This is a genomic window from Pseudomonas nitroreducens, from assembly GCF_010994165.1.
Lineage (GTDB): Bacteria > Pseudomonadota > Gammaproteobacteria > Pseudomonadales > Pseudomonadaceae > Pseudomonas > Pseudomonas nitroreducens.
In genome coordinates this window covers 23,250-47,520 of sequence record NZ_WMBX01000004.1, presented here as the reverse complement: position 1 = coordinate 47,520, position 24,271 = coordinate 23,250, and the positions used below count along the sequence as shown (strand labels likewise).

Genomic DNA, 24,271 nt, shown 5'->3' with positions numbered 1-24,271 from the left:
CGCAGGCGTGCCGGGTTCAACCGGGGTTGCGGTAAGGTATGCCGGCCCTTTGCTTTGACCCGAGTGAAATCCATGGTGTTGTCGGCATGAGTCGTGTGTTCTGGAAAGCCTGCCTGGCGTGGTTCCTGTGCCTACCGCTGCTGGCCATGGCGGAAACCGCCGTGCCGCCACTGGCGCTGGACGAAGCGCAGCGCGCCTGGCTTGCCGAGCATCCGCAACTGCGCGTGGGCGCCGTACTGGAGGCGCCCTATGTGCAACAGGATCGCCGGCTGCAGCAGCTCTCCGGGGCCAACGTGGAATTGCTGGAATGGCTGGCCAAGGCCATGGGGGTCAGCCTCGAGTGGCACACCTACCCGGACCAGGCCGCGTTGGAGCGAGCCGTGCACAGCGGCGAAATCGACCTGGCGCCCGGCGTCAGCCAGACGCCCTCGACCCTTCGCGACTGGCTGTTCTCCGATCCCTATCTGCGCGTACCGCGGCTGGTGGTGGGCGACCGCCGCAGCGGTACGTCCGTGGAGCTGGACAACCTGCGCGAGGGCGAATCGGTCTCTGTGCGGGGGCCCGGCCCGGTGGTGGATTACCTGCGCAGTACCTATTCGGGCTTGACCCTGCAGATCGTCGACAGCGACCGCGAAGTGCTGCGCAAGGTGCTGGGCCGCGAGGCCAATTACGCGGTGATCGATGAGGCGCAGCTGGCGCGGCTGACCCGCGAAACCGAATTCACCGGCCTCTGGGTGGTGGCCGACATCGGCTATCCGCAATTGCTGCGCGTGGCGACGCGGCGCGGCTTGCCGGAATTGGCCGGGATCATCGACGCGGCCCTGCGCGCGGTGCCGGCCAAGGACCTCGACCAGCTCCACGAACGCTGGCTGCAACCGACCTACCCGCGTCTGGGCTCCTCGCCCGGCTTCTGGCAGAACCTCTGCATCCTGCTCGGCCTGCTGCTTTTGTTCGCCGTTGCTGCGCTGCTCTGGCTGCGTCGGCAGCACCGTGCATTGGAGTCGCGCCTGCTGGCGGCACGCCGCGACATCGAACTGCGCCAGGCCGCCGAGCAGGCATTGCGCCTGACCCAGTTCGCCATCGACAGCAGCACCGTCGGCATCCTCTGGGTCAACTGGGACAGCCATGTGCGCTACGCCAACCGCGCCGCCGAGGAGCTGCTCGGTTATGCCGCGGGCGCCGTGGTGGATCGGCCGCTGGCAGACTTCGAGCCGACGCTGAACATGGACCGCTGGCTCAACCTCTGGCGCCGTGCGCGCAACGCCGACGAAGCTCCGCTGAGCTTCGAAACCCGCTGCCTGCGCGCCGACGGCCAATGGCTGCCGGCCGACGTCTCGCTGAGCTTCCTGCGCTTCGGTGATTCGGAGTACCTGCTGGTCTTCCTCAGCGACGTCACCGAACGCCGCCGCGCCCGCGCCGCGCTGGAAGAGAGCGAGGCCCGCCTGCAGGGCATCGCCGCCAACGTGCCGGGGCTGGTGTTCCGCCTGGAGCCCAATGCGCCGGACGATGACTCCGATTTCGCCTACATCAGCTTCATCACTGGCGGCAGCGAAACCTCGCTGGGTTACTCGCCCGGTTACCTGCGCGAAAGCGGCCTGGGCATCATGGGCCTGGTGCACCCGTCCGAGCGCGAGGGCTATCTCGCCAGCCAGCTCGAGGCAGTAGAGGGCCGGCGCAACTGGCTGTGGCAGGGCCGCATCCTCACCCGCAGCAACGAGCCACGTTGGGTCGACATCAAGGCGACGGTGCGGACCCTGGACGACGGTCGTTCGGCCTGGGACGGCGTGGTCTGGGACATCACCGAGCATAAGCAGATCGAACTCGAACTGCAGGATTCCCGCGCGCAACTGCGCGAGCTCTCGGCGCATCTGGAGAGCGTGCGGGAGGAGGAGAAAGCACGCATCGCCCGCGAGGTGCACGATGAACTGGGCCAGGTGCTTACCGTGCTGAAGCTGGAAACCTCGATGTGCGAACTGGCCTATGGCGAACTGGACGCGGGCCTGCGCGAGCGCCTGGATAACATGAAGCGTCTTATCGCCCAGTTGTTCCAGCTGGTGCGCGATGTGGCCACTGCGCTGCGCCCGCCGATCCTCGATGCCGGCATCGGTTCGGCGGTGGAGTGGCAGGCGCGCCGCTTCGAATCGCGCACGCAGATTCCCTGCCTGGTGGAGGTGCCGGAGAACCCGCCGGAGCTGTCGGACGCCAAGGCCATCGGACTGTTCCGCATCCTCCAGGAGGCGCTGACCAATGTGATGCGCCATGCTCAGGCGCATACTGTGGAACTGCAGCTGAGCGTCGAGGGCAGCGAGCTGTGCCTGCGTATCGCCGATGACGGCGTGGGCTTCGATCCGCAGGCCACGCGCCAGGGTGTTTCCTTCGGCTTGGTGGGTATGCGCGAGCGGGTGCTGATGTTCGGCGGCACCCTGCAGATCGACAGCCAGCCTGGGGAGGGCACCACGCTGTGGATCCGGGTGCCGCTGCGCTCCCGAAGCGCCTAACCGGGCGACAACGGCATCGGCATCGATAACGACAATGACAATGACAAGTGCGAAGCGGGAGGAAGGGCAGTGATTCGAGTGCTGGTGGCGGAAGACCATACGATCGTGCGCGAGGGCATCAAGCAACTGATCGGCATGGCCAAGGACCTGCAGGTGGTCGGCGAGGCCACCAATGGCGAGCAACTGCTCGAGAACCTGCGCCAGACCCCCTGCGAAGTGGTCCTGCTGGATATCTCGATGCCCGGCGTCAACGGCCTTGAGGCCATCCCGCGTATCCGCGCGCTGAACAATCCGCCGGCGATCCTGATGTTGTCGATGCACGACGAGGTGCAGATGGTCGCCCGCGCGCTGAAGGTCGGCGCCGCTGGCTACGCCACCAAGGACAGCGACCCGGCGCTGCTGCTCACGGCGATCCGCAAGGTCGCCAGCGGTGGCCGCTACATCGACCCGGACCTCGCCGACCGCATGGTCTTCGAAGTCGGCCTCACCGATTCGCGGCCACCCCATGCGCTGCTTTCCGAGCGCGAGTTCTCGGTGTTCGAGCGCCTGGTGCACGGCGAGGGCGTCAACGAGATCGCCCAGCAACTGGCGGTCAGCAGCAAGACCATCAGTACCCACAAGGCGCGGCTGATGCAGAAACTCAATGCCAACTCGGTGGCCGATCTGGTGCGCTACGCCATGGAGCACAAGCTCGTCTGACCGACCCGTGCCGCCGGTTTGATCTGCGGCAGATGGCTCGCTGAATTTTCCCTTCACTCTGTGCGACGTGTCCGATTTCTGTAACAAACCGTCTATCTAGCGGGCGTGAGGCAGGGAATGATTGCCCGCTTCATGCGGTACGTCGTGATAACAAGGAGAAGAAGATGTTGCGAGCGGTAAGGGGAGGGCTGCTGTTCGGCCTGCTGGGGAGCGCTGCGATGCCGGCGCTGGCGGACTACGTTACGGTGATTTCCTTCGGTGGCGCGAACAAGGAAGCCCAGGAGGCGGCCTTCTACAAACCGTTCAAGGAAGTGACCGGCAACGCCGTCGTCCACGGCTCCTACAACGGCGACCTGGCCAAGCTCAAGCGCATGGTGGAAATCAGCCACGTGTCCTGGGACGTGGTGGAAGTCGAGGCCCCCGAACTCGCGCGCGGCTGCGAGGAAGGGCTGTTCATGAAGCTTGACCCCAAGACCCTGGGCAACACCGCCGATTTCGTTCCCGGCGCAGTGCAGCCGTGCGGCGTCGGCATCTTCGTCTGGACCACGCTGCTGGCCTACAACCAGAACAAGCTGCAGGGCACGCCCAGCAGTTGGGCGGATTTCTGGGACACGAAGAAATTCCCCGGCAAGCGCGGCCTGCGCTGGGGCGCGAAGTACAGCCTGGAATTCGCCCTGATGGCCGATGGTGTCGCGCCCAGGGACGTCTACAAGGTGCTCGCCAACAATGACGGCGTCGACCGCGCCTTCCGCAAGCTCGACGAACTGAAGCCGAACATCAACTGGTGGAAATCCGGGCAGGACCCGGTCCGTGATCTCGCCGACGGCACCGTGGTGATGAGCTCCGCCTACAACGGCCGGATCGCCGCCGCGCAGGGCGAGCAGAAGGGCTTCCGCATGGTCTGGGCCGGCGGTATCTACGACTTCGATTTCTGGGCGCTGCCCTCGGGTGTGTTCAAGAAGGAACTGGCCGAGCAATTCGTCAACTTCGCCGGCCAGCCGCAACAGCAGAAGGCCTTCGCCGAAAACATTTCCTACGGCCCGACCAACCGCAAGGCGGTGGAGCTGCTGGCGCCGGACGTGGCTGCCAACCTGCCGACCGCGCCGCAGAACATCGCCAATGCCGTCGGCATGGACGTGGCGTTCTGGGCCGAGCACGGCGATGCGCTGGAGAAGCGCTTTCAGGCCTGGGCCAAGCGCTGAGCCGCGGACTGCCGACCAATAGCTGGTCGGCAGTCGGTTTCCCTGATTTTTGTAGGGCGATCCCTACAAAGCATCCTCTCTAAGCCTTATAGCAATCTCTCATACCGCCCGATTTGCGCGCGGGTCCAGCTTCTCTAGGCTTGAGATCAACGGCATTTACAAAAAAACAAAGGTGCGGTGATGGCCGAGAATCAGGCAAACGATGTGCTGGTGAGTTTCCGTGGCGTGCAGAAGAGCTACGACGGCGAATCCCTCATCGTGAAGGACCTCAATCTGGACATTCGCAAAGGCGAATTCCTGACACTGCTGGGGCCGTCCGGTTCCGGCAAGACCACCAGCCTGATGATGCTGGCCGGTTTCGAAACTCCTACCGCCGGTGAAATCCAGCTCGCCGGCCGCGCCATCAACAACGTCCCCCCGCACAAGCGCGACATCGGCATGGTGTTCCAGAACTATGCGCTGTTCCCGCACATGACGGTGGCCGAGAACCTGGCCTTCCCGCTCTCCGTGCGCGGCATGAGCAAGACCGATGTCAGCGAGCGCGTGAAGCGTGCGCTGTCGATGGTCCAGCTCGACACCTTCGCCGGCCGTTATCCCGCCCAGCTTTCCGGTGGCCAGCAGCAACGTGTGGCCCTGGCCCGCGCGCTGGTCTTCGAGCCGCAACTGGTGCTGATGGACGAACCCCTGGGTGCGCTGGATAAACAGCTGCGTGAACACATGCAGATGGAGATCAAGCACATCCACCAGCGCCTGGGCGTGACCGTGGTCTACGTGACCCACGACCAGGGCGAAGCCCTGACCATGTCCGACCGCGTGGCCGTGTTCCACCAGGGCGAGATCCAGCAGATCGCCCCGCCGGCTGAGCTCTACGAGCACCCGCGCAACTCCTTCGTCGCCAACTTCATTGGCGAGAACAACCGCATAGCCGGCCAGCTCCAGGCCCGCGATGGCGACCGCTGCACCGTTGGCCTGGCCCGTGGCGAGAAGGTCGAGGCGCTGGCCGTCAACGTCGGCAATGTCGGCGACACCGTCAGCCTGTCGATCCGCCCAGAGCGCGTGCGCCTCAACGGCCACAGTGAAAACTGCGTGAACCGCTTCTCCGGCCGTGTCGCCGAATTCATCTACCTGGGCGACCACGTGCGCATTCGCCTGGAGGTCTGCGGCCGTACCGATTTCTTCGTCAAACAGCCGATCGCCGAGCTCGATCCCGCGCTCAGTGTTGGCGACGTGGTTCCGCTGGGCTGGGAAGTCGAGCACGTCCGCGCGCTCGACCCTCTGTCCGCGGCGTAACGAAAGCGGACCGGCCACTCCCGGACGCATCCAAGAAAAACAAACTGCACACTGTGGAGACAACAATAATGTCGAAGTCCTTGAAAGCATCGGGGCTCAAACTCGCAGCGCTGACTCTGGGCGTGGCCTTTGCGGCCCAGTCCATGGCCGCCACCGACCTGACCGTGGTGTCCTTCGGCGGTGCCAACAAGAACGCCCAGGTGAAGGCGTTCTACGAGCCCTACGAAAAATCCACCGGCAACAAGATCGTCGCCGGCGAATACAACGGCGAGATGGCCAAGGTGAAGGCCATGGTCGACACCAACAGCGTCTCCTGGGACCTGGTGGAAGTCGAATCGCCGGAACTGGCCCGCGGCTGTGACGAAGGCCTGTTCGAAGAAATCGACCCGGCCATCCTCGGCAAGGCCGAAGACTATGTGCCGGGCGCCGTCAGCAACTGCGGCGTCGGCTTCTTCGTGTGGTCTACCGTACTGGCCTACAACGCCGACAAACTGAAGAGCGCGCCGACCAGTTGGGCCGATTTCTGGGACACCCAGAAATTCCCGGGCAAGCGCGGCCTGCGCAAGGGCGCCAAGTACACCCTGGAATTCGCCCTGATGGCCGACGGTGTCGCGCCCAAGGACGTCTACAAGGTGCTGGCCACCAAAGAAGGCCAGGACCGCGCCTTCAAGAAACTCGACCAGATCAAGCCGAACATCCAGTGGTGGGAAGCCGGCGCCCAGCCGCCGCAGTACCTCGCCTCCGGTGACGTGGTCATGAGCTCTGCCTACAACGGCCGCATCGCCGCCGTGCAGAAAGAGAGCAACCTGAAGATCGTCTGGAACGGCGGCATCTACGACTTCGACGCCTGGGCCATCCCCAAAGGCGCCAAGAATAAGGACGAGAGCCTGAAGTTCATCGCCTTCTCGGTCCAGCCCGAGCAGCAGAAGACCTACTCCGAGAACATCGCCTACGGCCCGGTCAACAAGAACGCCGTACCGCTGCTGAGTAAGGACCTGCTGAAAGACATGCCGACCACCCCGGAAAACATGCAGGGCCAGGTGGGCATGGACGTGACCTTCTGGGCTGACTACGGCGAGCAGCTGGAGCAGCGCTTCAACGCCTGGGCTGCCAAGTAAGAGTCGCCGGCAAAACTGTTCTGGCGTTGTTGCCTGGCCGGGTACTGTCTGCAGCCAGGCGCCTAGCCAGAACCGCTTCGCTCAGTTTTGTCGACGACTCGCGTAACGTCCTAACCGTCGCGGCTGCCCGAGCCGCGACGGACCGGAGCCGCCGTTCCCCCTCGCGGCGGCTCCTCCTGACACCACACCTTGGCCGCTCCTAAGGCGGCCTGTTTTACCGGAGTTCGCTATGGCCACCGCTGTGTCTCTGAACGAGGTCGCCGGCCCCACCCTCAAGCAGCGCCTGGCGCGCGCGGAGCGGATGAACCGTCTGAAGTCCCAGGCGCTGGTGCTGCCCCTGCTGGTCTTCCTGCTGCTGACCTTCCTGGTGCCCATTGCGGCGCTGCTCTACAAGAGCGTGAACAACCCCGAGGTCGTCGGCGCGATGCCGCTGACGGTCAATGCCATCGCTGAATGGGACGGCAAATCGCTGCCCTCGGACGCGGTGTACAAGGCGCTGAGCGAAGACCTGGTCGCTGCGCGCAAGAACCAGACCATCGGTGACCTGTCCAAGCGCCTGAACATGGAGCTGGCCGGTTACCGCAGCCTGCTGTCCAAGACTGCCCGCGCGCTGCCGTTCAAGGAGCAGCCGGCGTCGTACAAGGACGCCATGGAAGCCCTCGACGAGCGCTGGGGCGACCCGGCCTACTGGCAGGCGATCCGCCGCAACGCCAGCTCCGTCACGCCCTATTACCTGCTGGCGGCGCTCGATCACCGCATCGACGACCTGGGCGAGATCGCCCGCGCCACGCCTGACCAGTCGATCTACCTGGACATCTTCGCCCGCACCTTCTGGATGGGCGCGGTGATCACCCTGATCTGCCTGGCGCTGGCCTACCCGTTGGCCTACCTGCTGGCGATCCTGCCGACGCGCAAGTCCAACCTGCTGATGATCATGGTGCTGCTGCCGTTCTGGACCTCGATCCTGGTGCGCGTCGCTGCGTGGATCGTGCTGCTGCAGTCGGGCGGCCTGATCAACGGCGCGCTGCTGAAGATGGGCCTGATTGACCAGCCGCTGCAGCTGGTGTTCAACCGCACCGGCGTGTACATCTCCATGGTGCACATCATGCTGCCGTTCATGATCCTGCCGATCTACAGCGTGATGAAGGGCATTTCCCCCAGCTACATGCGCGCCGCGATTTCCCTGGGCTGCCACCCGTTCGCCAGCTTCTGGAAGGTCTACTTCCCGCAGACCGTGGCCGGTGTCGGCGCCGGTTGCCTGCTGGTGTTCATCCTGTCGATCGGCTACTACATCACCCCGGCGCTGCTGGGCAGCCCGAACGACCAGATGGTCAGCTACTTCGTCGCCTTCTACACCAACACCACCATCAACTGGGGCATGGCCACGGCCCTGGGCGGCCTGCTGCTGTTCGCCACCCTGGTGCTCTATGTGATCTATGGCTGGCTGGTGGGCGCGAGCCGCCTGCGCCTGGGCTGATGAGGAGAAGAAGATGCTGAGCCCCTACATGTCCCCGATCGAGCGCGTGTGGTTCTACACCCTGCGCATCCTCTGCGGCCTGATCCTGCTGTTCCTGGTGCTGCCGGTACTGGTCATCGTGCCGCTGTCGTTCAACTCCGGCACCTTCCTGGTCTACCCGCTGCAGGGCTTCTCCCTGCGCTGGTACGCCGACTTCTTCAACTCTGCCGAGTGGATGCGCGCGCTGACCAACAGCATCATCGTCGCTCCGGCGGCCACCGTGCTGGCGATGGTCTTCGGCACCCTGGCGTCGATTGGCCTGACCCGCGGCGACTTCCGCGGCAAGGCGCTGATCATGAGCCTGGTGATCTCGCCGATGGTCGTGCCGGTGGTGATCATCGGCGTGGCCAGCTACCTGTTCTTCGCGCCGCTGGGCCTGGGCAACAGCTATATCTCGCTGATCATCGTCCACGCGGTGCTCGGTGTGCCCTTCGTCATCATCACCGTGTCGGCGACCCTGCAGGGCTTCAACTACAACCTGGTGCGCGCCGCCGCCAGCCTGGGCGCGCCGCCGGTGCTGACCTTCTTCAAGGTCACCCTGCCGCTGATCGCTCCCGGCGTGATTTCCGGTGCGCTGTTCGCCTTCGCCACGTCCTTCGATGAAGTCGTGGTGACCCTGTTCCTTGCCGGCCCCGAGCAGGCCACCCTGCCGCGTCAGATGTTCAGCGGCATCCGCGAGAACCTCAGCCCGACCATCGCCGCCGCGGCGACCCTGCTGATCGGTTTCTCCGTCCTGCTCCTGCTGACCCTCGAGTGGCTGCGCGGCCGCAGCGAGAAACTGCGAACCGCCCCGACTTCCTGAGTTCACAGTGTTTCGCGGACGTTCCCGTCGCCGTGCTCACCCGCGGCGGCGGGACCGGTCCGCGATTTTTTTTGCCTGAATTTCCGCCTGGGCTTGCCCCGCTCGGCATCGACTATCGGCCCAGTCCCCTTCCAGCCGTCCGAGCGGCTACAATGCGCGCCATCCGTGATTTCCGCCCACAGAGGTGCGCCATGCAACCCTACGCCATCGCTCCGTCGATCCTGTCCGCCGATTTCGCCCGTCTGGGCGAGGACGTCGACAAGGTGCTCGCCGCCGGCGCCGACATCGTCCACTTCGATGTGATGGACAACCACTACGTGCCGAACCTGACCATCGGCCCGATGGTCTGTACGGCCCTGCGCAAGTACGGCGTCACCGCGCCCATCGACGTGCACCTGATGGTTTCCCCGGTGGATCGCATCATCGGCGACTTCATCGAAGCCGGCGCCACCTACATCACCTTCCACCCCGAAGCCACCCAGCACATCGACCGCTCCCTGCAACTGATCAAGGACGGCGGCTGCAAGGCCGGGCTGGTATTCAACCCGGCCACCCCGCTGGACGCGCTGAAGTACGTGATGGACAAGATCGACATGGTCCTGCTGATGAGCGTGAACCCCGGCTTCGGCGGGCAGAAGTTCATCCCCGGCACCCTCGACAAGCTGCGTGAAGCCCGCGCGCTGATCGACGCTTCCGGACGCGATATCCGCCTGGAAATCGACGGCGGGGTGAACGTGAAGAACATCCGCGAGATCGCCGCTGCTGGCGCCGACACCTTCGTCGCCGGTTCCGCCATCTTCAACGCACCGGACTACGCCGAGGTCATTCGCGCCATGCATGCCGAGCTGGCGCAGGCGCGCCAGTGATGAGCGCTGCACAACTGCCGTTCGCCGGGCTGCCGCGTCTGGTGATGTTCGACCTGGACGGCACCCTGGTGGACTCGGTCCCCGACCTCGCCGCGGCGGTGGACAAGATGCTGCTGGCGCTCGGGCGCCAGCCGGCCGGCCTGGACGCCGTGCGTCACTGGGTCGGCAACGGCGCGCGCGTACTGGTGCGCCGCGCCCTGGCGGGCGACATCGAACATGAAAGTGTCAGCGAGGAAGACACCGAGCGCGCGCTGGAACTCTTCATGGATGCCTACGCCGACAGCCACGCGTTGACCGTGGTCTACCCCGGCGTCATCGAGACGCTGAAGTGGCTGAAGAAGCGCGGCGTCGAGCTGGCGCTGATCACCAACAAGCCCGAGCGCTTCGTCGGCCCACTGCTGGACGAGATGAAGCTGGGCAAGTTCTTCCGCTGGATCATCGGCGGCGACACCCTGCCGCAGCAGAAGCCCGACCCGGCCGCGCTGCTGTTCGTAATGAAGATGGCCGGTGTATCGGCAGAGCAGGCGCTGTTCGTCGGCGACTCGCGCAACGACATCCTTGCGGCCAAGGCCGCCGGCGTGCGCAGCGTTGGCCTGAGCTACGGCTACAACCACGGCCGCCCCATTGCCGAAGAAACCCCGACGCTGGTGCTCGACGACCTGCGCCATCTGCTGCCTTGCTTCGACTCGGGCAAAGCGATAGTGTTGCCCGACTCCGCTTCAAAACCCGCTCAGCGAGACAGCACCGTGGAAACGGCTCCCCACACACTCTGGATGAAAGTCATCAAGGCCCTGGCCCGCTGGCGCTGGCGCGCCTGACATCCTTTGGCCGGTACGACCGGCGTGTGTGCACCCAAGTCCGTTTCCCCCTCAGAGCCCGTTTACTATCTGCTGCGCGTCGGCGGCACTGCGTTGAAATCGCTTTCGAGATGCTCATTTACTGCGTGTAAACTCCGCTCTCTCAAGCGATTTCGCCTTGTTCCGCTCCAGCTCGCGAGATCCTAAACAGGCTCTTATTCCACGAGGCTGATCATGACCCGCGAAGAATTCCAGCGCCTGGCCGCCGAAGGCTACAACCGCATTCCTCTGACCTGCGAAACCCTTGCCGACTTCGACACACCGCTGTCGATCTACCTCAAGCTCGCCGACGGTCCGAACACCTACCTGCTCGAATCCGTGCAGGGCGGCGAGAAGTGGGGTCGCTACTCGATCATCGGCCTGCCCAGCCGCACCGTGCTGCGCGTCTACGGCCACCAGGCGAGCATCAAGGTCGACGGCGTCGAGACCGAGAGCTTCGAATGTGCCGACCCGCTGGCCTTCGTCGAAGCGTTCAAGGATCGCTACCGCGTGCCGACCATCGCCGGCCTGCCGCGCTTCAACGGCGGCCTGGTGGGTTACTTCGGCTATGACTGCGTGCGCTATGTCGAGCAGCGCCTGGCGCAGTGCCCGAACCCCGATCCGCTGAACAACCCCGACATCCTGCTGATGGTTTCTGATGCCGTGGTGGTGTTCGACAACCTCGCCGGCAAGATGCACGCGATCGTCCTTGCCGATCCGGCCCAGGCCGATGCCTACGACAAGGGCCTGGCGCAACTGGACGAGCTGCTGGAGCGCCTGCGCCAGCCGATCACTCCGCGCCGCGGCCTGGACTTCAGCGCGGTCAACGCGCCGGAGCCGCAGTTCCGCGCCAGCTTCACCCGCGAGGATTACGAGCGGGCGGTGGATACCGTGAAGGAATACATCCTCGCCGGTGACTGCATGCAGGTCGTACCGTCGCAGCGCATGTCCATCGACTTCAGCGCTGCGCCCATCGACCTGTACCGCGCGCTGCGCTGCTTCAACCCGACGCCGTACATGTACTTCTTCAACTTCGGCGACTTCCATGTCGTCGGCAGCTCGCCGGAAGTCTTGGTGCGCGTCGAAGATGGCGAAGTCACCGTGCGCCCGATCGCCGGCACCCGCCCGCGTGGCGCGACCGAAGAGGCCGACCGCGCGCTGGAAGAAGACCTGCTGTCCGACGCCAAGGAAATCGCCGAGCACCTGATGCTCATCGACCTGGGCCGCAACGACGTCGGTCGCGTGTCGCAGACCGGCAGCGTGAAGGTCACCGAGCAGATGGTGATCGAGCGCTACTCCAACGTCATGCACATCGTGTCCAACGTCAACGGCCAGCTCAAGCCGGAGCTCTCGGCAATGGACGCCCTGCGCGCCATCCTGCCGGCCGGCACCCTGTCCGGCGCACCGAAGATCCGCGCGATGGAAATCATCGATGAGCTGGAACCGGTCAAGCGTGGTGTCTACGGTGGTGCCGTGGGCTATCTCGCATGGAACGGCAACATGGATACCGCCATCGCCATTCGCACCGCGGTGATCAAGAACGGCGAACTCCACGTGCAGGCCGGCGGCGGTATCGTCGCCGACTCGGTGCCGGCGGCAGAGTGGGAAGAAACCATCAACAAGCGCCGCGCCATGTTCCGCGCCGTCGCGCTGGCCGAGCACACTGCCAAGGCGCATGGTCGCGATTGAGTTGCTGATTGACTGAAAAAGCCCCGCTTCGGCGGGGCTTTTACTTTTGTAATCGCCGCTTGCCTAAGTGACTTACTGTCGACTCCAGACTGCCACTCTCCCTTGAGGAGAGGGCTGATCCCCGCGCCGAAGCGCCCTAATGGCACAGCACATGATGTATCGCACGCTGGGACTTAACCTGCCTGCCGCGCCTCCACCACCTGCAAGCCCGCCTTGCGCTGGGCCAACGCGGCATCGGCCTTCTGCGAGCGCTCTTCCACATAAGCCGCCAGATGATCCACCGCGACGTACTGCATCGCCTTGTGGCTGTCATCCAGCGTGGTCACCGGCAGGGCGATGCGCCCGCAGGACAGTGCCTTGCTGAAATTCTCCCGGTTCAGGTTGCGGAACCAGCGCTCGCGCACCTGCTCCAGCGGCACCAGGACGTCCCCGAAGATCTGATAGACCAGGCTCACCGTCTCCGGGCGCGGGGCGGGGCGAATATCGGCGGTCGACTGCATGGGACTCTCCTGTTCCGATGGTGGTGGCGACAGGAGAAAATATAGCAAAGGTTGTATTTCTTTTCAATCGCCGTGCAGAGGAAACCCCGCCGAAGCGGGGTCTTCCTCATGTGAAACCGGCTCAGCGAACCAGGGTCGGTGCGCGGCGATGGCGCACCGTGGACCACCAGAAGACCCAGCCGATCATGCGGATCTGCCCGCTGTCGAACTGCTCCGCCGGGTACTCCTCGTCAGGGTATTCATCGCGGTTGAAGCTGCGCAGGCGGATGCCGCCGCCAGGCAGGCGATAGACGAACTTCACCCGCAGCATACCCTCGTGTTCCAGGGCGTAGATCTCACCGTCGGTGATATGCGTGGTGGCCGTGTCGATGCCGATGGTGGAGCCATCCATGATCAGCGGCTCCATGCTGTTGCCGGTGAGCTGGGCGCAGATCGCCGCCGCCGGGTCGACCCCCGCAGCGCGCAAGGTGGCGTACGAGAAACGCAGCTTGCGCCCCTCTATCTCGCGCACCGCGGTGCGGCCGGCGCCAGCCGCCAGTTCCACTTCCTTGTACAGGCGTAGTTCCACTTCGTCCTCGTCCAGCGGTGTGTCGCTATCCCATGGGTGCAGCGGTTCCAGCCGCAGCGGGCTGCCATCGGCCGGACGCACTACCGGCGCGCTGGTGGTGGCCGCCGGCGAGCCTTCTCCGGTCGCCAGCCAGGTCGGCGAGACGCCCAGGGCGCTGGCGATCTCGATCAGCTTGCGCGTGCTCTGCGCCTTGCCCGAGGTCAGCTTGTGGATGGTGTTCTGCGAAACCCCGGCGGCTTCGGCCAGGGTTTCCTGTTTCAGGTTACGCGAGGCCATCGCCTGTTTGAGGCGGTCTGCCAGCGTCGATGAGGGTGAGTTTTCCATGGGGGCACTCTACCTCCTGGGTTGTAGGCTGTAAATAGCTTTGGTGTTGACTAAATATAGCTATAGTTGTAATCATAAAGCCAGCAGCCGACCGAAGCGATGAATACCGGTTCGGCTGAAGGGAGGCGAACGGCTTCCCCTCTCCGCGGCAAGGACGCCGCGGGTTGCCTGCGAAGCGCGATGCGCCGGGCAGGCTGGAGGGCTCGGGCAGGCCAGGGAGGTGCTGCCCGCGCACCGGCAAGGGACGCCGCCACCATGGTCAGGCGTCCGCGACGAACAGATCGCGACTGACCACCACAGGCCGACCGAAGGCTCGGCGACCACGGAGGGCAGGTCGCCAGGAGGACCTTCATGAATCAACACCTGCAACACGCCAGGCATTGCGTACCCGCCGTCGATACGGAGGTGCGTCGTGGCTGATATCGCTGACTACGCCAACGATCTGGTGCTCGACCGGATCGAAGACCTGCTGCACAGCCGCCGTTCCCGCCTGGCGGTCAGCTCCGCCGAGTATTGCGAAGACTGCGGCGACGATATTCCCCCCGCACGTCGACTGGCCGCGCCGGGCTGTACGCGCTGCATCGACTGCCAGGCAATGGACGAACTGGAGCGGCGGCACTGAGCCGCCAGGGAGCAATGCCGTGATCAAGCCAATCGATGAAATGCTCAAGCTCTGGGCCGAGGAAATGCACAATCCGGGTAGCGCCGGCGGTGGTTACGCGGGGGGCAACCTGCTGGCGATGATGATTGCCAACAGGGGCGAAATGATCCGCGGTACCCGGGGCAGCAAGGTGATCCTCGATCGCGTCGCCGAACTGGACCTGATCATCAACCAGTTGCCGGACGAGCAGAAGGACGTCGTCACCGAGCACTACCTCAACCGCGACAGCGAAGCCGCACAGAAGTACCGGCACTGCCGCTGCAGCCGCAACACCTTCTACCTGCGCCTGCATGTGGCGCACCAGAGCATCCAGTCGCGGCTGATGCGCCGCGCTGCCTGAATCCTTCCTGCCCTTCCGAAGCCCGGCCCTGCGCCGGGCTTCGTGCTTTTCCTGGGGTGCCTTGAGCTATGCTCGCGCCCCATGAAAACGCCTATTCTTCTCCGCCGCGCTGAACCGTCCGACACCGATGCCATCCTGCGCATCCTCGGCGAAACCTATGAAGCCACCTGGAAGCCCGCGCTCAGTGCCCAAGCCATCGCGCGCTTCGAGTCTTCCGCACATACCGTCGCCTATGTGCGCGAGCGCCTGCCGCATTTCCAGGTCGCCTGCATCGATGGCGAGATCGTCGGCCTGCTCGATTGGCGCGACGACTTCATCGATGCCCTGCACGTCTCACCCGGCCAGCAGCGCCGCGGCATTGGTGCTGTGTTGCTGGATCACGCGGAGCGGAATATCCGCGCAGCAGGTTTCGCCCGGGCCCGGCTGGAGACCGACACCTTCAACCAGCAGGCGCGCGCTTTCTATGGCAAGCAGGGCTATGCGGAGGTCGATTTCTACCCGGATGAGGAGTGGCACAGCGGCTTTACCACCGTGCTGATGAGCAAGGTGCTCTGAAATTTCAGACGCTGGATTTCGGCGTTTCGGCAGCACATTACGGTGTGTCATCTGCGTATTGCAGCGCATTCCCTAAGAAGCCTTGTTCCGGCGGGAATCGGGGGGTAAAAAGTAGTCATTCTTGTAAAGGTGCGTCCCCAGGGAGCACAACGCGAAACCCCGAAAAGCCCGGTCTCAGCGCCGGGCTTTTTCATGCCCGCGTTTTTTGAACCGCCGATTCGGCGGGCGGCCGGCGAGCTTGCCGGCAGTGATCCCCGGCCGGCTGATAGCCGCCGGTTTCGCCCGTTCGCGGGCGTCTTTATCCAAGGTGAGCCAATGGGCAACGAACCTCAGACCCTGGCCGACGTGCCTTTGTGGGGGCTGATCCTGCTTGCGGTTGCGGGCGGCATCAGCGGTGAAATGTGGCGCGCCGACAAGGCGGGCCTGGGCGGCTGGCGATTGCTGCGACGCCTGGCGCTGCGTTCCGGCGCTTCCATCGTCTGCGGCATGGCGGTGATGTTCCTGGCCATGGCCTGCGGCGCCTCGCTGACCCTCGCTGCGGCCATCGGCAGCCTGACCGCGGCGGCCGGTGCGGAGATCGCCGTCGGCCTTTATGAACGCTGGGCGGCGAAGCGCCTGGGCGTCTGCGAACTGCCGCCGAGCGAACGCGGACAAGAGTGATGCTTCAAGGAGACGACATGTCCGAACAACCTTTGACCCTCGCCCTGCTGCTCGACACGGTGGAGCAGGCGCTATCCACGCGATTGACCGAGATCGGCGCCTTTCTGCGTGGCCCACTCAAGCAAGCGCCGGCGACACTTCCTGCGCTGGCGCTGGAGTACGCCGGCCTGCTGCCCGGCCGTGATCCCGGCAATGGGCAGACCGCACTGGTCTGCCGACTCCAGGCGCGCATTCTGGTAGCAAGGGATGACGCGCAAGCCGAGGCCTTTGCACTGCGCAACGTCGCCGCGCTGGCCATGCTATTGCGCGCCCAGAACTGGGGGCTGGAACTGGAGCCGGTCAGCTTCATCCAGGCCCAGCCGGACAGCGAAAGTCCTGCGCTGGCGACGTGCCGGGCGTGGCTGGTCGAGTGGCAGCAACCGGTATTGCTCGGTGAAACGGAATGGCCGTGGGAAGACCAGCCGCCGGGCAGCCTGGTGCTGGGGTTCGATCCCGAGACCGGTCCCGGACATGAGGACGACTACTTCGATCCTGGAGCGCTGCAATGAACCAGGACTACGTGAGCGCCGAGCACGACCGCATGCTGGCTGCGCTGGTCATGCCATGCGAGGTGGTAGCGGTGGACCTGGCGGCGGCGCGGGTACGCGTTCGGTCCGGCGAGTGGACCAGCGCCTGGGTGCGCTGGCACGCACAGGCCGCTGGTGCCGCTCGGCACTGGCGCGCACCGAGCCTGGGCGAGCAGGGCGTATTGCTGAGCCCGTCAGGCATGGCCGCGATGGGCACCTTCGTGCCCGGCTTGTTCGGGGCGGCAGCGGCTGCACCGAACAATCGCGGCGAGGTGGAGAGCTGGCATTTCCCCGATGGCGCGGTGCTGAGCTACGACTGGCAGGCGCATCGCTACGACCTGCAACTGCCTGCCGGCAGTGCAACGGTGAAGGTCGGTGGCACCCAGGTGGTGATCGATCCGGGTGCGGTGACCGTCTCTGCCGCGAGCATCCAGCTGACCGGGCCGGTGAACATCAAGGGCGCGCTGACGGTGAACGGCAATATCAGCAGCACCGGCTCGATCATGGACACCGCCGGCAACAGCAATCACCACACCCACTGACGACAGTCGATTATCAACCCAGGCCCGCCACGTGCGGGCCTTTGCATTTCTGGAGACCTGCCATGGGCAAAGATTCCTGTGCGCACCCTGAGTGGCGGAGGGCGCGGCCATGATCGGCATGGATCGGCGCAACGGTCAGCCGCTCAGTGGGCTGGCACACCTGAAACAATCCATCGAGGACATCCTCGGTACGCCGCTGGGCAGTCGACGCATGCGCCCCGAGTACGGCAGTCGCCTGCGGCGCATGGTCGACCTGCCGGTGACCGAGGGCTGGAAGGGCGCGGTGCAGGCGGAAGTGGCCCGCGCCATCGGCCGCTGGGAGCCGCGCCTGCGCCTGAGTTCCGTGCAGGTGACGGCGGTGATGGGCGGACGCGTTTCGCTGCGCTTGCGCGGCATCTATCTGGGTGACGAAGTCGGTCTGGAGGTGGCGGCATGAGCCTCATCGACCTGTCCCAGTTGCCCGCCCCGGAAGTGGTGGAAAACCTCGACTACGAGAGCCTCTACGACGAGCTGCTGGCGGATTTCCGCGGTGCCATGGGTGAGGCCTGGAGCGCCGCGCTGGAGTCCGATCCGGTGGTCAAGCTGCTGGAGTTGGCGGCCTACCGGGAGCTGCTGCTGCGCGCCCGGATCAACGACGCCGCCCGTGCCGTGATGCTCGGCTACGCGACCCAGGGCGACCTCGATCAACTGGCCGCCGGTTACAACGTCAAGCGCCTGGTGATCCAGCAGGCGGACGCCACCACCTCGCCGCCGACGCCGGCCGTGCTGGAGGGCGACGACTCGCTGCGCAATCGCACCCAGTTGGCCTTCGATCAGCTTTCGGTGGCCGGCCCGCGCAACGCCTATGTGGCCTTCGCGCTCGGCGCCGACGGGCGCATCGCCGACGTCTCGGCGGTCAGCCCGCAGCCGTGCGAAGCACTGGTCAGCGTGCTGTCCTCCGAGGGCAACGGCGCTGCCTCGGAAGAGCTGCTCCAGGCGGTGCGCACGGCTCTGAACGATGAGGATGTGCGCCCGGTAGGCGACCGCCTCACGGTGCAGTCCGCCGCCATCGTGCCTTACCAGGTCGATGCCGTGCTCTACATCTACCCGGGGCCGGAGGCCGAGTTGATCCAGCAGGCTGCCGAGGCTTCGTTGCAGAGCTACATCGCTACCCAGCGCCGCATCGGCCGGGATATCCGTCGTAGCGCGCTGTTTGCCGCCCTGCATGTGGAAGGCGTGCAGCGTGTCGAGCTGGCGAAGCCGGTAGCCGACGTGGTGCTCGACTCCACCCAGGCGGCCTATTGCAGCGGCTACCAGATCCGCGTCGGTGGCTCCGATGAGTAGCCGCCTGCTGCCGATCAACTCGACGCCGCTGGAGCGTGCGCTGGCCGATGTGCAGGTCGGTGACCTGCCGGTGCCCCTGCGCGAGCTGATGGACCCGCAACGCTGCCCGGTCGCGCTGCTGCCGTATCTCGCCTGGGCCTGGTCGGTAGACCGCTGGGACCCGACCTGGAACGAGGCAGTAAAGCGCAAGGCGGTGGCCGCTGCGTACCGCATCCATCAGCACAAGGGAACCATCGCCGCGCTCCGGCGGGTGATCGAGCCGCTGGGTTACCTGATCGAGATCATCGAGTGGTGGCAGGGCTCGCCCATGGGCGAGCCGGGCACCTTCCGCCTGCGCATCGGCGTACTCGACAGCGGTATCAGCGAAGAGATGTACCAGGAGGTGGAGCGTCTGATCGAGGACGCCAAGCCGCTCACGCGGCACCTCATCGGGCTGGATATCAGCCTGGAATCCCAGGGGCGGATCACCGTCGGCTCCGGGCAATACGACGGTGACATCGTCACCGTCTACCCCTACCTCCCGGATGTGATCGAAGCGATCGGCAGCCACGGCTTGCCGGGCCGGGAGCACACCATCGATAGCTTGAGTGTCTACCCATGGCAGTAACCTACTACGCACTACTCACCACGATCGGTGCCGGCAAGCTGGCGAATGCCACTGCGCTGGGCACCTCCCTGAAAATCACCCAGCTCGCCGTCGGCGACGGCGGCGGCAACGTACCGACGCCCGATGCCAGCCGCATGAATCTGGTCAACGAAGTCCGTCGTGCGCCGCTGAACCGGCTGAGTGTCGACCCGGCGAACAGCTCGCAGATCATCGCCGAACAGGTCATCCCCGAGGACGTGGGTGGCTGGTGGATCCGCGAGATGGGCCTGTACGACGAAGTCGGCGCGCTGATCGCCTACGCCAACTGCGCGCCCTCCTATAAACCGCAACTGGCCGAAGGCAGCGGCCGCACCCAGACCGTGCGCATCGTACTGATCGTCAGCAACGCCGCGTCGGTGGAGTTGAAGATCGATCCGAGTGTGGTGTTGGCAACTCGAGAGTACGTCGATAGCGCCATCGTCAGCGCGATGAATCGTCAGGACATCAAAAAATCGGTTCGGGTGGCCACCACTGCCAGCATCACGCTCAGCAACACCCAGACCGTTGACGGGGTGGCCCTGGCCATCGGTGACCGAGTCCTGGTGAAGAACCAGACCAACGGCAGCCAGAACGGTATTTACACCGTCGCCACTGGCGCCTGGATTCGAGCCGACGATGCCGACGAAAGCGCCGAAGTCACACCTGGGCTCACTGTGCCTGTAGAGAGTGGCACGCAGAACGCGGACACCATCTGGCTGCTGATCACCGACGCTCCTATTGTTCTTGGCACTACGGCGCTGACCTTCCAGAACATCACCAACGGCCTCGCTCGCCTGCAGTCGCCAGCCTTTACCGGCTCGCCCACTGCGCCCACGCCCGCCGCTGCGTCGAGCGACGCGAGCATTGCAACCACGGCATTTGTTCGTACCGCTATGGCTTTGTTCGGCATCGGCAATACTTCGGTTGCGCCGTCTCTCGCCGACTTCAACGACGAAAGCCAGGGAGCGGGTTTTTACTACACCGGCTCTGCAACGCTGAACCCGCCACCGGGTACTTCGGGACAAGGCTTCGTTCTGTACAAGGTCTATGGCACTGGTGCGTTCCAGCTATTCAGCCAGTATGGTCACGCCAACCTCATGTACCGCAGCAAATCCGGCACTGCATGGACCAACTGGCGTCAAGTGGGACGAGAGGCTCTTCGGCTTGTTGGTTTGGGTGATGTTGACGTCAATGTCATTAATGACATCGATGATGCCACTGTGGGTAGTGGCATGTACTACACCAGTTCGACAGACCCTAACCGCCCGCTGGGCACCAACGGAATAGTTCTGCACAAGATCACTGGCAGCGCGGGCTTCCAACTGTTCCAGCCAGGTGGCCTTGACCGCCTGGTGTACCGCCGACGTGCTGGTGGTGTTTGGCAGGGCTGGCGTGACATTGACTCCAATGTCTTTGGCATCGGCAGCACGACGTTCCAGCCCCATTGGCCTAATGCCAGCCTTGATGACTGTACGGGCGTGCTGACCGGTATTTACCGCACCATTTCCACTACGACGGCCGGGTTGCCCGCAGGCGTAAACACGGCGTCCGTCGTGAAGTTCTGGATCCGCGACGCTCTGTCTGCTGGCGTCTATCAGGTTGTGCAAGAACTGATCAACACCACCACTGGAAAGCGATTTACCCGCGTTGCTCCCAGTAATGGCACTGCAGTTGCCCCCAATTGGAGTGCGTGGCGGGAAGAGGCGTACACCGACAGCCCGGCATTCACCGGGGTGCCAACTGCGCCGACGGCAGCAGCAGGTGCGGATTCCACGCAATTGGCTACGACTGCATTTGTCCAGTCTGCAGTCTCCGCGGTAACGGGGGCTGCACCCGCGACACTGAATACCCTGGCCAAGCTTGCAACGGCTCTGAACAACGACCCGGCGCTAGCCGCGACAATCAACAGTGCGTTGGCACTCAAGGCGCCCCTGGCAAGCCCGGCGTTGACTGGGGCCCCTACGGTACCGACTGCGGCTGCCGGCGCAAACTCGGCGCAGATTGCCAACACTGCGTTTGTCCAGAATGCCCTGGCGTTTGCTTCGGGCAAGAGCGTCTATGGCGGTTACCAAGCGCTTCCTGGAGGGACGATGCTCCAGTACGGTGCGTTTCTGATCTCGGAGAATGGGAAGTTCACCGGCAGTTTCCCGATTGCGTTCCCGACGGCCTGCGTTGCCTTGGTGGTTTCGAGCCCCGGCTACAACTACATCCTCAATGGTGAGGGGATCAGCAGGACGCAATACACCATCGAGGGCTACACGTTGGCGGGAGCCATCGCTAACGTTGGCTTCCGTTGGATTGCCATTGGCTATTGAGGTGATTCATGACGATCTTTTACTCGCCCCAAACGCGGGGCTTTTATGTTGATAGCGTCCACGGCGAGTCGATTCCGGATGACCGGATCGAAGTATCCGAAGACAAGCACTGGGAATTGTTGGCCGGCCAGCAGGAAGGCAACTCCATCGTCGTTGTCGATGGCACACCTGTTCTGCAAAAACTGGACGTTGAGAGAACAACCGAGGAGTGGGAGCGGAGCATTGCTCATCGACGCTATTCCGAGGAAATTTCTGGCATCGAGGTTGCGGGTGCGCGATTCGAAACTACCCGAGACAGCCAAAGCCTCATCGGCAGCGCAGTAGTACATGCGATGGATAATCCCAATTACACCTGTCTTTGGAAAACGGACGATGGATTCAAGGAGATGAGCGGTGCTGAATTGCGTTCGGTACTGAGCGAGGTCCGAGCCCACGTTCAGGCGTGCTTCGATCGCGAAGCCGTTCTACTCGATCACCTGAAGGCTGGCACCTTGACTGTGTCCATGCTCGATGAGGGCTGGCCTGCCTGACTCGACCACTGTAACTCCGCCCGCCACACGCTGTGGCCTGGGCAAACCACCCAACCGCCTCCCGGCGGTTTTTTTATGTCTGGAGAAAACCCTATGAGCTTCTTTCACGGCGTCACCGTGACCAATGTCGACGTCGGTGCGCGCACCATTGCGCTGCCGTCGTCCTCGATCATCGGCCTGGTGGATACCTTCACCCCCGATAGCAAGCTGACTGCCCAGGCGGACATGCCCGTGCTGCTCACCAACCTGCGTGAAGCGGCCGCCGCGTTCGGCACCGCGTCGGCGATCTACAAGTCCTGCACCGCCATCTTCACCCAGTCCGCCGCGGTGGTCGTGGCGGTGGGCGTGGCGAAAGTCGAGGATGCCGCGCAGCTGACTTCCGCGATCATCGGCAGCGTCACCGAAGCCGGCCAGCGTACCGGCCTGCAGGCGCTGCTCGATGGCAAGTCGCGCTTCAACGCCCAGCCGCGCCTGCTGATCGCGCCAAAACATTCCGCCACCCAGGCGGTCGGCACCGCCATGGGCGCGCTGGCCGAGAAGCTGCGCGCCATCGCCATCGTCGACGGCCCCAACACCACCGACGAGGCGGCGATCGCCTACGCCGGCGAGTTCGGCAGCAAGCGCATCTACCTGGTCGATCCGGGCGTGCAGTACTGGGACACCGCCAGCAGCGCCACCGTTGACGCACCGGCATCCGCCAACGCCGCCGCGCTGTTCGCCTGGACCGACAGCCAGTACGGCTTCTGGTCCTCGCCGTCGAACAAGGAACTGCTCGGCATCACCGGCACCGGCCGCCCCATCGAGTTCCTCGACGGCGACGAGACCTGCCGCGCCAACCTGCTCAACAACGCCAACATCACCACCATCATCCGCGACGACGGCTACCGCCTGTGGGGCAACCGCACCCTCTCCAGCGACGCCAAGTGGGCCTTCGTGACCCGCGTGCGGACCATGGACATGGTGATGGACGCGATCCTCGCCGGGCACAAGTGGGCGGTCGACCGCGGCATCACCAAGACCTACGTGAAGGACGTCACCGAGGGCCTGCAGGCCTTCATGCGCGACCTGAAGAACCAGGGCGCGGTGATCGACTTCGAGGTCTATGCCGACCCGGAACTCAACACCGCCAGCCAACTGGCCCAGGGCAAGGTGTACTGGAACATCCGCTTCACCGATGTACCGCCTGCCGAGAACCCCAACTTCCGCGTCGAAGTGACCGATCAGTGGCTCACCGAAGTCCTGGACGCGGCTTAAGGAGAACCCCAGATGATTCCGCAGATCCTGACCAATACCAACCTCTTCGTCGACGGCGTCAGCTTTGCCGGTGACGTGCCCTCCCTGACCCTGCCGACCCTCAAGGTGAAGACCCAGGAGTACCGTGCCGGTGGCATGGACGCTCCGGTCCTGCTCGACGTCGGCCTGGAGGCCATGGAGGCGAAGTTCACCACCAACGGCGCGCGCCGCGAGGCCATGAAGTTTTTCGGCCTGAGCGACCAGGGAGCATTCAACGGCACCTTCCGCGGCTCCTTCAAGACCCAGAAGGGCGGCAACGTTCCAGTGGTCGCCACCGTCCGTGGCCTGCTCAAGGAGATCAACCCGGGCGACTGGAAAGCCGGCGACCTGGCCGCCTGTACCTACAGCGTGGCGGTCACCTACTACAAGCTGGAAGTCGAGGGTCGCGAGATGTTCGAGATCGACCCGGCCAACTCGGTGCGCAAGATCGACGGCGTCGACCAGCTCGCCGCCATGCGTAACGACCTGGGCGTCTGAGGAGAGCCGTGATGCAAGACTCTGTCAAACAGCCCGCGTGGCTGAGCCTTTCCGAGGACGCGGCGGTGGTGAAGCTGTCCCGTCCGACCTCCTGCAACGGCGTCGATGTGGACGTCCTCACCCTGCGTGCGCCGACCGTGCGTGACATCCGCCTGGCCAGCAAGGTGGCCAGTGATGACGAGGAGCGCGAGCTGCAACTGTTCGCCTCGCTGGTGCAGGTCAGCCGTCAGGACCTGGAGGGGCTCAAGCTCAGCGATTACCAGCGCCTGCAACACGCCTACTTTCGCCTGGTGCGAGAGGACGACGATGAGCTTCGCGCTGATGCGCCAGCTGGCGCGGCGACTGGCGACTGAGTCGGGCTTCACGGCCGGCGAACTGGAGTGCATGACCCTCAGCGACCTGCGTTGGTGGCTGGGGGACGAGGCGGGCTAGTTCGCCCTCGCGGAGCGTCGGGTGACCGGCGCTCCCTTGTCGTT

The 24,271-nt window shown here is 64.5% G+C and carries 26 protein-coding genes; 24 read left to right on the top strand and 2 right to left on the bottom strand.

Annotated features, from left to right (window positions below):
- Positions 1-86: 86 nt before the first annotated feature.
- The 10 genes from GJV37_RS17815 to trpE all read left to right on the top strand — a co-directional run bounded on the left by GJV37_RS17815 (position 87) and on the right by trpE (position 12,516).
- Complete coding sequence (locus GJV37_RS17815) at positions 87-2,498, top strand: PAS domain-containing sensor histidine kinase (protein WP_193452798.1); 2,412 nt, start codon at positions 87-89, stop codon at positions 2,496-2,498.
- Between the two features lie 69 nt (positions 2,499-2,567).
- A complete protein-coding gene (locus GJV37_RS17810) occupies positions 2,568-3,197 on the top strand; it encodes a response regulator (protein ID WP_024763597.1) in 630 nt (209 codons plus the stop codon).
- A 164-nt stretch (positions 3,198-3,361) separates the two neighbouring features.
- Positions 3,362-4,399 (top strand): ABC transporter substrate-binding protein, encoded by a 1,038-nt coding sequence (locus GJV37_RS17805; protein ID WP_024763596.1) that lies wholly within the window; start codon positions 3,362-3,364, stop codon positions 4,397-4,399.
- Positions 4,400-4,579: 180 nt separating this feature from the next.
- Positions 4,580-5,689, top strand: coding sequence for an ABC transporter ATP-binding protein (locus GJV37_RS17800; RefSeq protein WP_024763595.1), 1,110 nt, complete (start codon positions 4,580-4,582; stop codon positions 5,687-5,689).
- 68 nt (positions 5,690-5,757) lie between these two features.
- On the top strand, positions 5,758-6,807 hold the full coding sequence (locus tag GJV37_RS17795; RefSeq protein ID WP_193452797.1) for an ABC transporter substrate-binding protein: 1,050 nt from the start codon (positions 5,758-5,760) through the stop codon (positions 6,805-6,807).
- 229 nt (positions 6,808-7,036) lie between these two features.
- Positions 7,037-8,284, top strand: a complete 1,248-nt coding sequence (locus GJV37_RS17790; RefSeq protein WP_024763593.1) for an ABC transporter permease — start codon at positions 7,037-7,039, stop codon at positions 8,282-8,284.
- 13 nt (positions 8,285-8,297) lie between these two features.
- Entirely contained in the window at positions 8,298-9,125 is an 828-nt protein-coding gene (locus tag GJV37_RS17785) for an ABC transporter permease (RefSeq protein WP_024763592.1), read from the top strand.
- Between the two features lie 191 nt (positions 9,126-9,316).
- On the top strand, positions 9,317-9,991 hold the full coding sequence (gene rpe, locus GJV37_RS17780) for a ribulose-phosphate 3-epimerase (protein ID WP_038803512.1): 675 nt from the start codon (positions 9,317-9,319) through the stop codon (positions 9,989-9,991).
- Entirely contained in the window at positions 9,991-10,809 is an 819-nt protein-coding gene (locus GJV37_RS17775; protein WP_038803513.1) for a phosphoglycolate phosphatase, read from the top strand. The genes rpe and GJV37_RS17775 overlap by 1 nt, the downstream gene beginning before the upstream one ends.
- Before the next feature lie 213 nt (positions 10,810-11,022).
- Positions 11,023-12,516 carry an anthranilate synthase component I gene (trpE, locus tag GJV37_RS17770; RefSeq protein ID WP_038803514.1) on the top strand — a complete coding sequence of 498 codons (1,494 nt, stop codon included), beginning with the start codon at positions 11,023-11,025 and terminating at the stop codon, positions 12,514-12,516.
- A 173-nt stretch (positions 12,517-12,689) separates the two neighbouring features.
- On the opposite strand, the gene GJV37_RS17765 is transcribed toward trpE, so the two are convergent.
- Together GJV37_RS17765 and GJV37_RS17760 are read right to left on the bottom strand one after the other, a co-directional pair.
- Positions 12,690-13,016 (bottom strand): pyocin activator PrtN family protein, encoded by a 327-nt coding sequence (locus tag GJV37_RS17765; RefSeq protein ID WP_170857959.1) that lies wholly within the window; start codon positions 13,014-13,016, stop codon positions 12,690-12,692.
- A gap of 121 nt (positions 13,017-13,137) precedes the next feature.
- Positions 13,138-13,908 (bottom strand): XRE family transcriptional regulator, encoded by a 771-nt coding sequence (locus GJV37_RS17760; RefSeq protein ID WP_054908045.1) that lies wholly within the window; start codon positions 13,906-13,908, stop codon positions 13,138-13,140.
- A 412-nt stretch (positions 13,909-14,320) separates the two neighbouring features.
- Between GJV37_RS17760 and GJV37_RS17755 the strand changes: the two genes are divergently transcribed.
- The 14 genes from GJV37_RS17755 (at position 14,321) to GJV37_RS17690 (ending at position 24,148) form a co-directional block, all read left to right on the top strand.
- Entirely contained in the window at positions 14,321-14,530 is a 210-nt protein-coding gene (locus GJV37_RS17755) for a TraR/DksA C4-type zinc finger protein (RefSeq protein ID WP_024763589.1), read from the top strand.
- Positions 14,531-14,549: 19 nt separating this feature from the next.
- Complete coding sequence (locus GJV37_RS17750) at positions 14,550-14,909, top strand: PA0613 family protein (protein WP_024763588.1); 360 nt, start codon at positions 14,550-14,552, stop codon at positions 14,907-14,909.
- 81 nt (positions 14,910-14,990) lie between these two features.
- Positions 14,991-15,464, top strand: a complete 474-nt coding sequence (locus GJV37_RS17745; protein WP_024763587.1) for a GNAT family N-acetyltransferase — start codon at positions 14,991-14,993, stop codon at positions 15,462-15,464.
- Between the two features lie 315 nt (positions 15,465-15,779).
- Positions 15,780-16,124 (top strand): phage holin family protein, encoded by a 345-nt coding sequence (locus GJV37_RS17740; protein WP_024763586.1) that lies wholly within the window; start codon positions 15,780-15,782, stop codon positions 16,122-16,124.
- A gap of 17 nt (positions 16,125-16,141) precedes the next feature.
- Positions 16,142-16,672: a hypothetical protein gene (locus tag GJV37_RS17735; protein ID WP_024763585.1), complete on the top strand. Its 531-nt coding sequence runs from the start codon at positions 16,142-16,144 to the stop codon at positions 16,670-16,672.
- On the top strand, positions 16,669-17,232 hold the full coding sequence (locus GJV37_RS17730; protein WP_024763584.1) for a phage baseplate assembly protein V: 564 nt from the start codon (positions 16,669-16,671) through the stop codon (positions 17,230-17,232). Before GJV37_RS17735 ends, GJV37_RS17730 begins: the two co-directional genes overlap by 4 nt.
- Before the next feature lie 109 nt (positions 17,233-17,341).
- Positions 17,342-17,668, top strand: a complete 327-nt coding sequence (locus tag GJV37_RS17725; RefSeq protein ID WP_024763583.1) for a GPW/gp25 family protein — start codon at positions 17,342-17,344, stop codon at positions 17,666-17,668.
- Positions 17,665-18,555 (top strand): baseplate assembly protein, encoded by an 891-nt coding sequence (locus GJV37_RS17720; RefSeq protein ID WP_170857958.1) that lies wholly within the window; start codon positions 17,665-17,667, stop codon positions 18,553-18,555. Before GJV37_RS17725 ends, GJV37_RS17720 begins: the two co-directional genes overlap by 4 nt.
- Positions 18,548-19,162 (top strand): phage tail protein I, encoded by a 615-nt coding sequence (locus GJV37_RS17715; RefSeq protein WP_170857957.1) that lies wholly within the window; start codon positions 18,548-18,550, stop codon positions 19,160-19,162. Before GJV37_RS17720 ends, GJV37_RS17715 begins: the two co-directional genes overlap by 8 nt.
- Complete coding sequence (locus tag GJV37_RS29560; protein WP_246228381.1) at positions 19,153-21,495, top strand: phage tail-collar fiber domain-containing protein; 2,343 nt, start codon at positions 19,153-19,155, stop codon at positions 21,493-21,495. The genes GJV37_RS17715 and GJV37_RS29560 overlap by 10 nt, the downstream gene beginning before the upstream one ends.
- 8 nt (positions 21,496-21,503) lie before the next feature.
- A complete protein-coding gene (locus GJV37_RS17705) occupies positions 21,504-22,025 on the top strand; it encodes a DUF4376 domain-containing protein (RefSeq protein ID WP_205896297.1) in 522 nt (173 codons plus the stop codon).
- A gap of 93 nt (positions 22,026-22,118) precedes the next feature.
- Positions 22,119-23,279 carry a phage tail sheath subtilisin-like domain-containing protein gene (locus GJV37_RS17700; RefSeq protein ID WP_193452796.1) on the top strand — a complete coding sequence of 387 codons (1,161 nt, stop codon included), beginning with the start codon at positions 22,119-22,121 and terminating at the stop codon, positions 23,277-23,279.
- A 12-nt stretch (positions 23,280-23,291) separates the two neighbouring features.
- Positions 23,292-23,795 carry a phage major tail tube protein gene (locus tag GJV37_RS17695; RefSeq protein ID WP_169890118.1) on the top strand — a complete coding sequence of 168 codons (504 nt, stop codon included), beginning with the start codon at positions 23,292-23,294 and terminating at the stop codon, positions 23,793-23,795.
- An 11-nt stretch (positions 23,796-23,806) separates the two neighbouring features.
- Positions 23,807-24,148 carry a phage tail assembly protein gene (locus tag GJV37_RS17690; RefSeq protein WP_024763577.1) on the top strand — a complete coding sequence of 114 codons (342 nt, stop codon included), beginning with the start codon at positions 23,807-23,809 and terminating at the stop codon, positions 24,146-24,148.
- The last annotated feature ends 123 nt before the right edge of the window (positions 24,149-24,271 follow it).

Bases quoted from the DNA above. Each gene is read 5' to 3' on its own strand.
- GJV37_RS17785 (WP_024763592.1), top strand. From the start codon at position 8,298: ATGCTGAGCCCCTACATGTCCCCGATCGAGCGCGTGTGGTTCTACACC.
- rpe (WP_038803512.1), top strand. From the start codon at position 9,317: ATGCAACCCTACGCCATCGCTCCGTCGATCCTGTCCGCCGATTTCGCC.
- GJV37_RS17805 (WP_024763596.1), top strand. From the start codon at position 3,362: ATGTTGCGAGCGGTAAGGGGAGGGCTGCTGTTCGGCCTGCTGGGGAGC.
- GJV37_RS17760 (WP_054908045.1), bottom strand. From the start codon at position 13,908: ATGGAAAACTCACCCTCATCGACGCTGGCAGACCGCCTCAAACAGGCG.
- GJV37_RS17705 (WP_205896297.1), top strand. From the start codon at position 21,504: ATGACGATCTTTTACTCGCCCCAAACGCGGGGCTTTTATGTTGATAGC.
- GJV37_RS17720 (WP_170857958.1), top strand. From the start codon at position 17,665: ATGAGCCTCATCGACCTGTCCCAGTTGCCCGCCCCGGAAGTGGTGGAA.
- GJV37_RS17740 (WP_024763586.1), top strand. From the start codon at position 15,780: ATGGGCAACGAACCTCAGACCCTGGCCGACGTGCCTTTGTGGGGGCTG.
- GJV37_RS17765 (WP_170857959.1), bottom strand. From the start codon at position 13,016: ATGCAGTCGACCGCCGATATTCGCCCCGCCCCGCGCCCGGAGACGGTG.
- GJV37_RS17790 (WP_024763593.1), top strand. From the start codon at position 7,037: ATGGCCACCGCTGTGTCTCTGAACGAGGTCGCCGGCCCCACCCTCAAG.
- GJV37_RS17775 (WP_038803513.1), top strand. From the start codon at position 9,991: ATGAGCGCTGCACAACTGCCGTTCGCCGGGCTGCCGCGTCTGGTGATG.
- GJV37_RS17800 (WP_024763595.1), top strand. From the start codon at position 4,580: ATGGCCGAGAATCAGGCAAACGATGTGCTGGTGAGTTTCCGTGGCGTG.
- GJV37_RS17745 (WP_024763587.1), top strand. From the start codon at position 14,991: ATGAAAACGCCTATTCTTCTCCGCCGCGCTGAACCGTCCGACACCGAT.
- GJV37_RS17730 (WP_024763584.1), top strand. From the start codon at position 16,669: ATGAACCAGGACTACGTGAGCGCCGAGCACGACCGCATGCTGGCTGCG.
- GJV37_RS17695 (WP_169890118.1), top strand. From the start codon at position 23,292: ATGATTCCGCAGATCCTGACCAATACCAACCTCTTCGTCGACGGCGTC.
- GJV37_RS17815 (WP_193452798.1), top strand. From the start codon at position 87: ATGAGTCGTGTGTTCTGGAAAGCCTGCCTGGCGTGGTTCCTGTGCCTA.
- GJV37_RS17700 (WP_193452796.1), top strand. From the start codon at position 22,119: ATGAGCTTCTTTCACGGCGTCACCGTGACCAATGTCGACGTCGGTGCG.
- GJV37_RS17735 (WP_024763585.1), top strand. From the start codon at position 16,142: ATGTCCGAACAACCTTTGACCCTCGCCCTGCTGCTCGACACGGTGGAG.
- trpE (WP_038803514.1), top strand. From the start codon at position 11,023: ATGACCCGCGAAGAATTCCAGCGCCTGGCCGCCGAAGGCTACAACCGC.
- GJV37_RS17715 (WP_170857957.1), top strand. From the start codon at position 18,548: ATGAGTAGCCGCCTGCTGCCGATCAACTCGACGCCGCTGGAGCGTGCG.
- GJV37_RS17690 (WP_024763577.1), top strand. From the start codon at position 23,807: ATGCAAGACTCTGTCAAACAGCCCGCGTGGCTGAGCCTTTCCGAGGAC.
- GJV37_RS17795 (WP_193452797.1), top strand. From the start codon at position 5,758: ATGTCGAAGTCCTTGAAAGCATCGGGGCTCAAACTCGCAGCGCTGACT.
- GJV37_RS29560 (WP_246228381.1), top strand. From the start codon at position 19,153: ATGGCAGTAACCTACTACGCACTACTCACCACGATCGGTGCCGGCAAG.
- GJV37_RS17725 (WP_024763583.1), top strand. From the start codon at position 17,342: ATGATCGGCATGGATCGGCGCAACGGTCAGCCGCTCAGTGGGCTGGCA.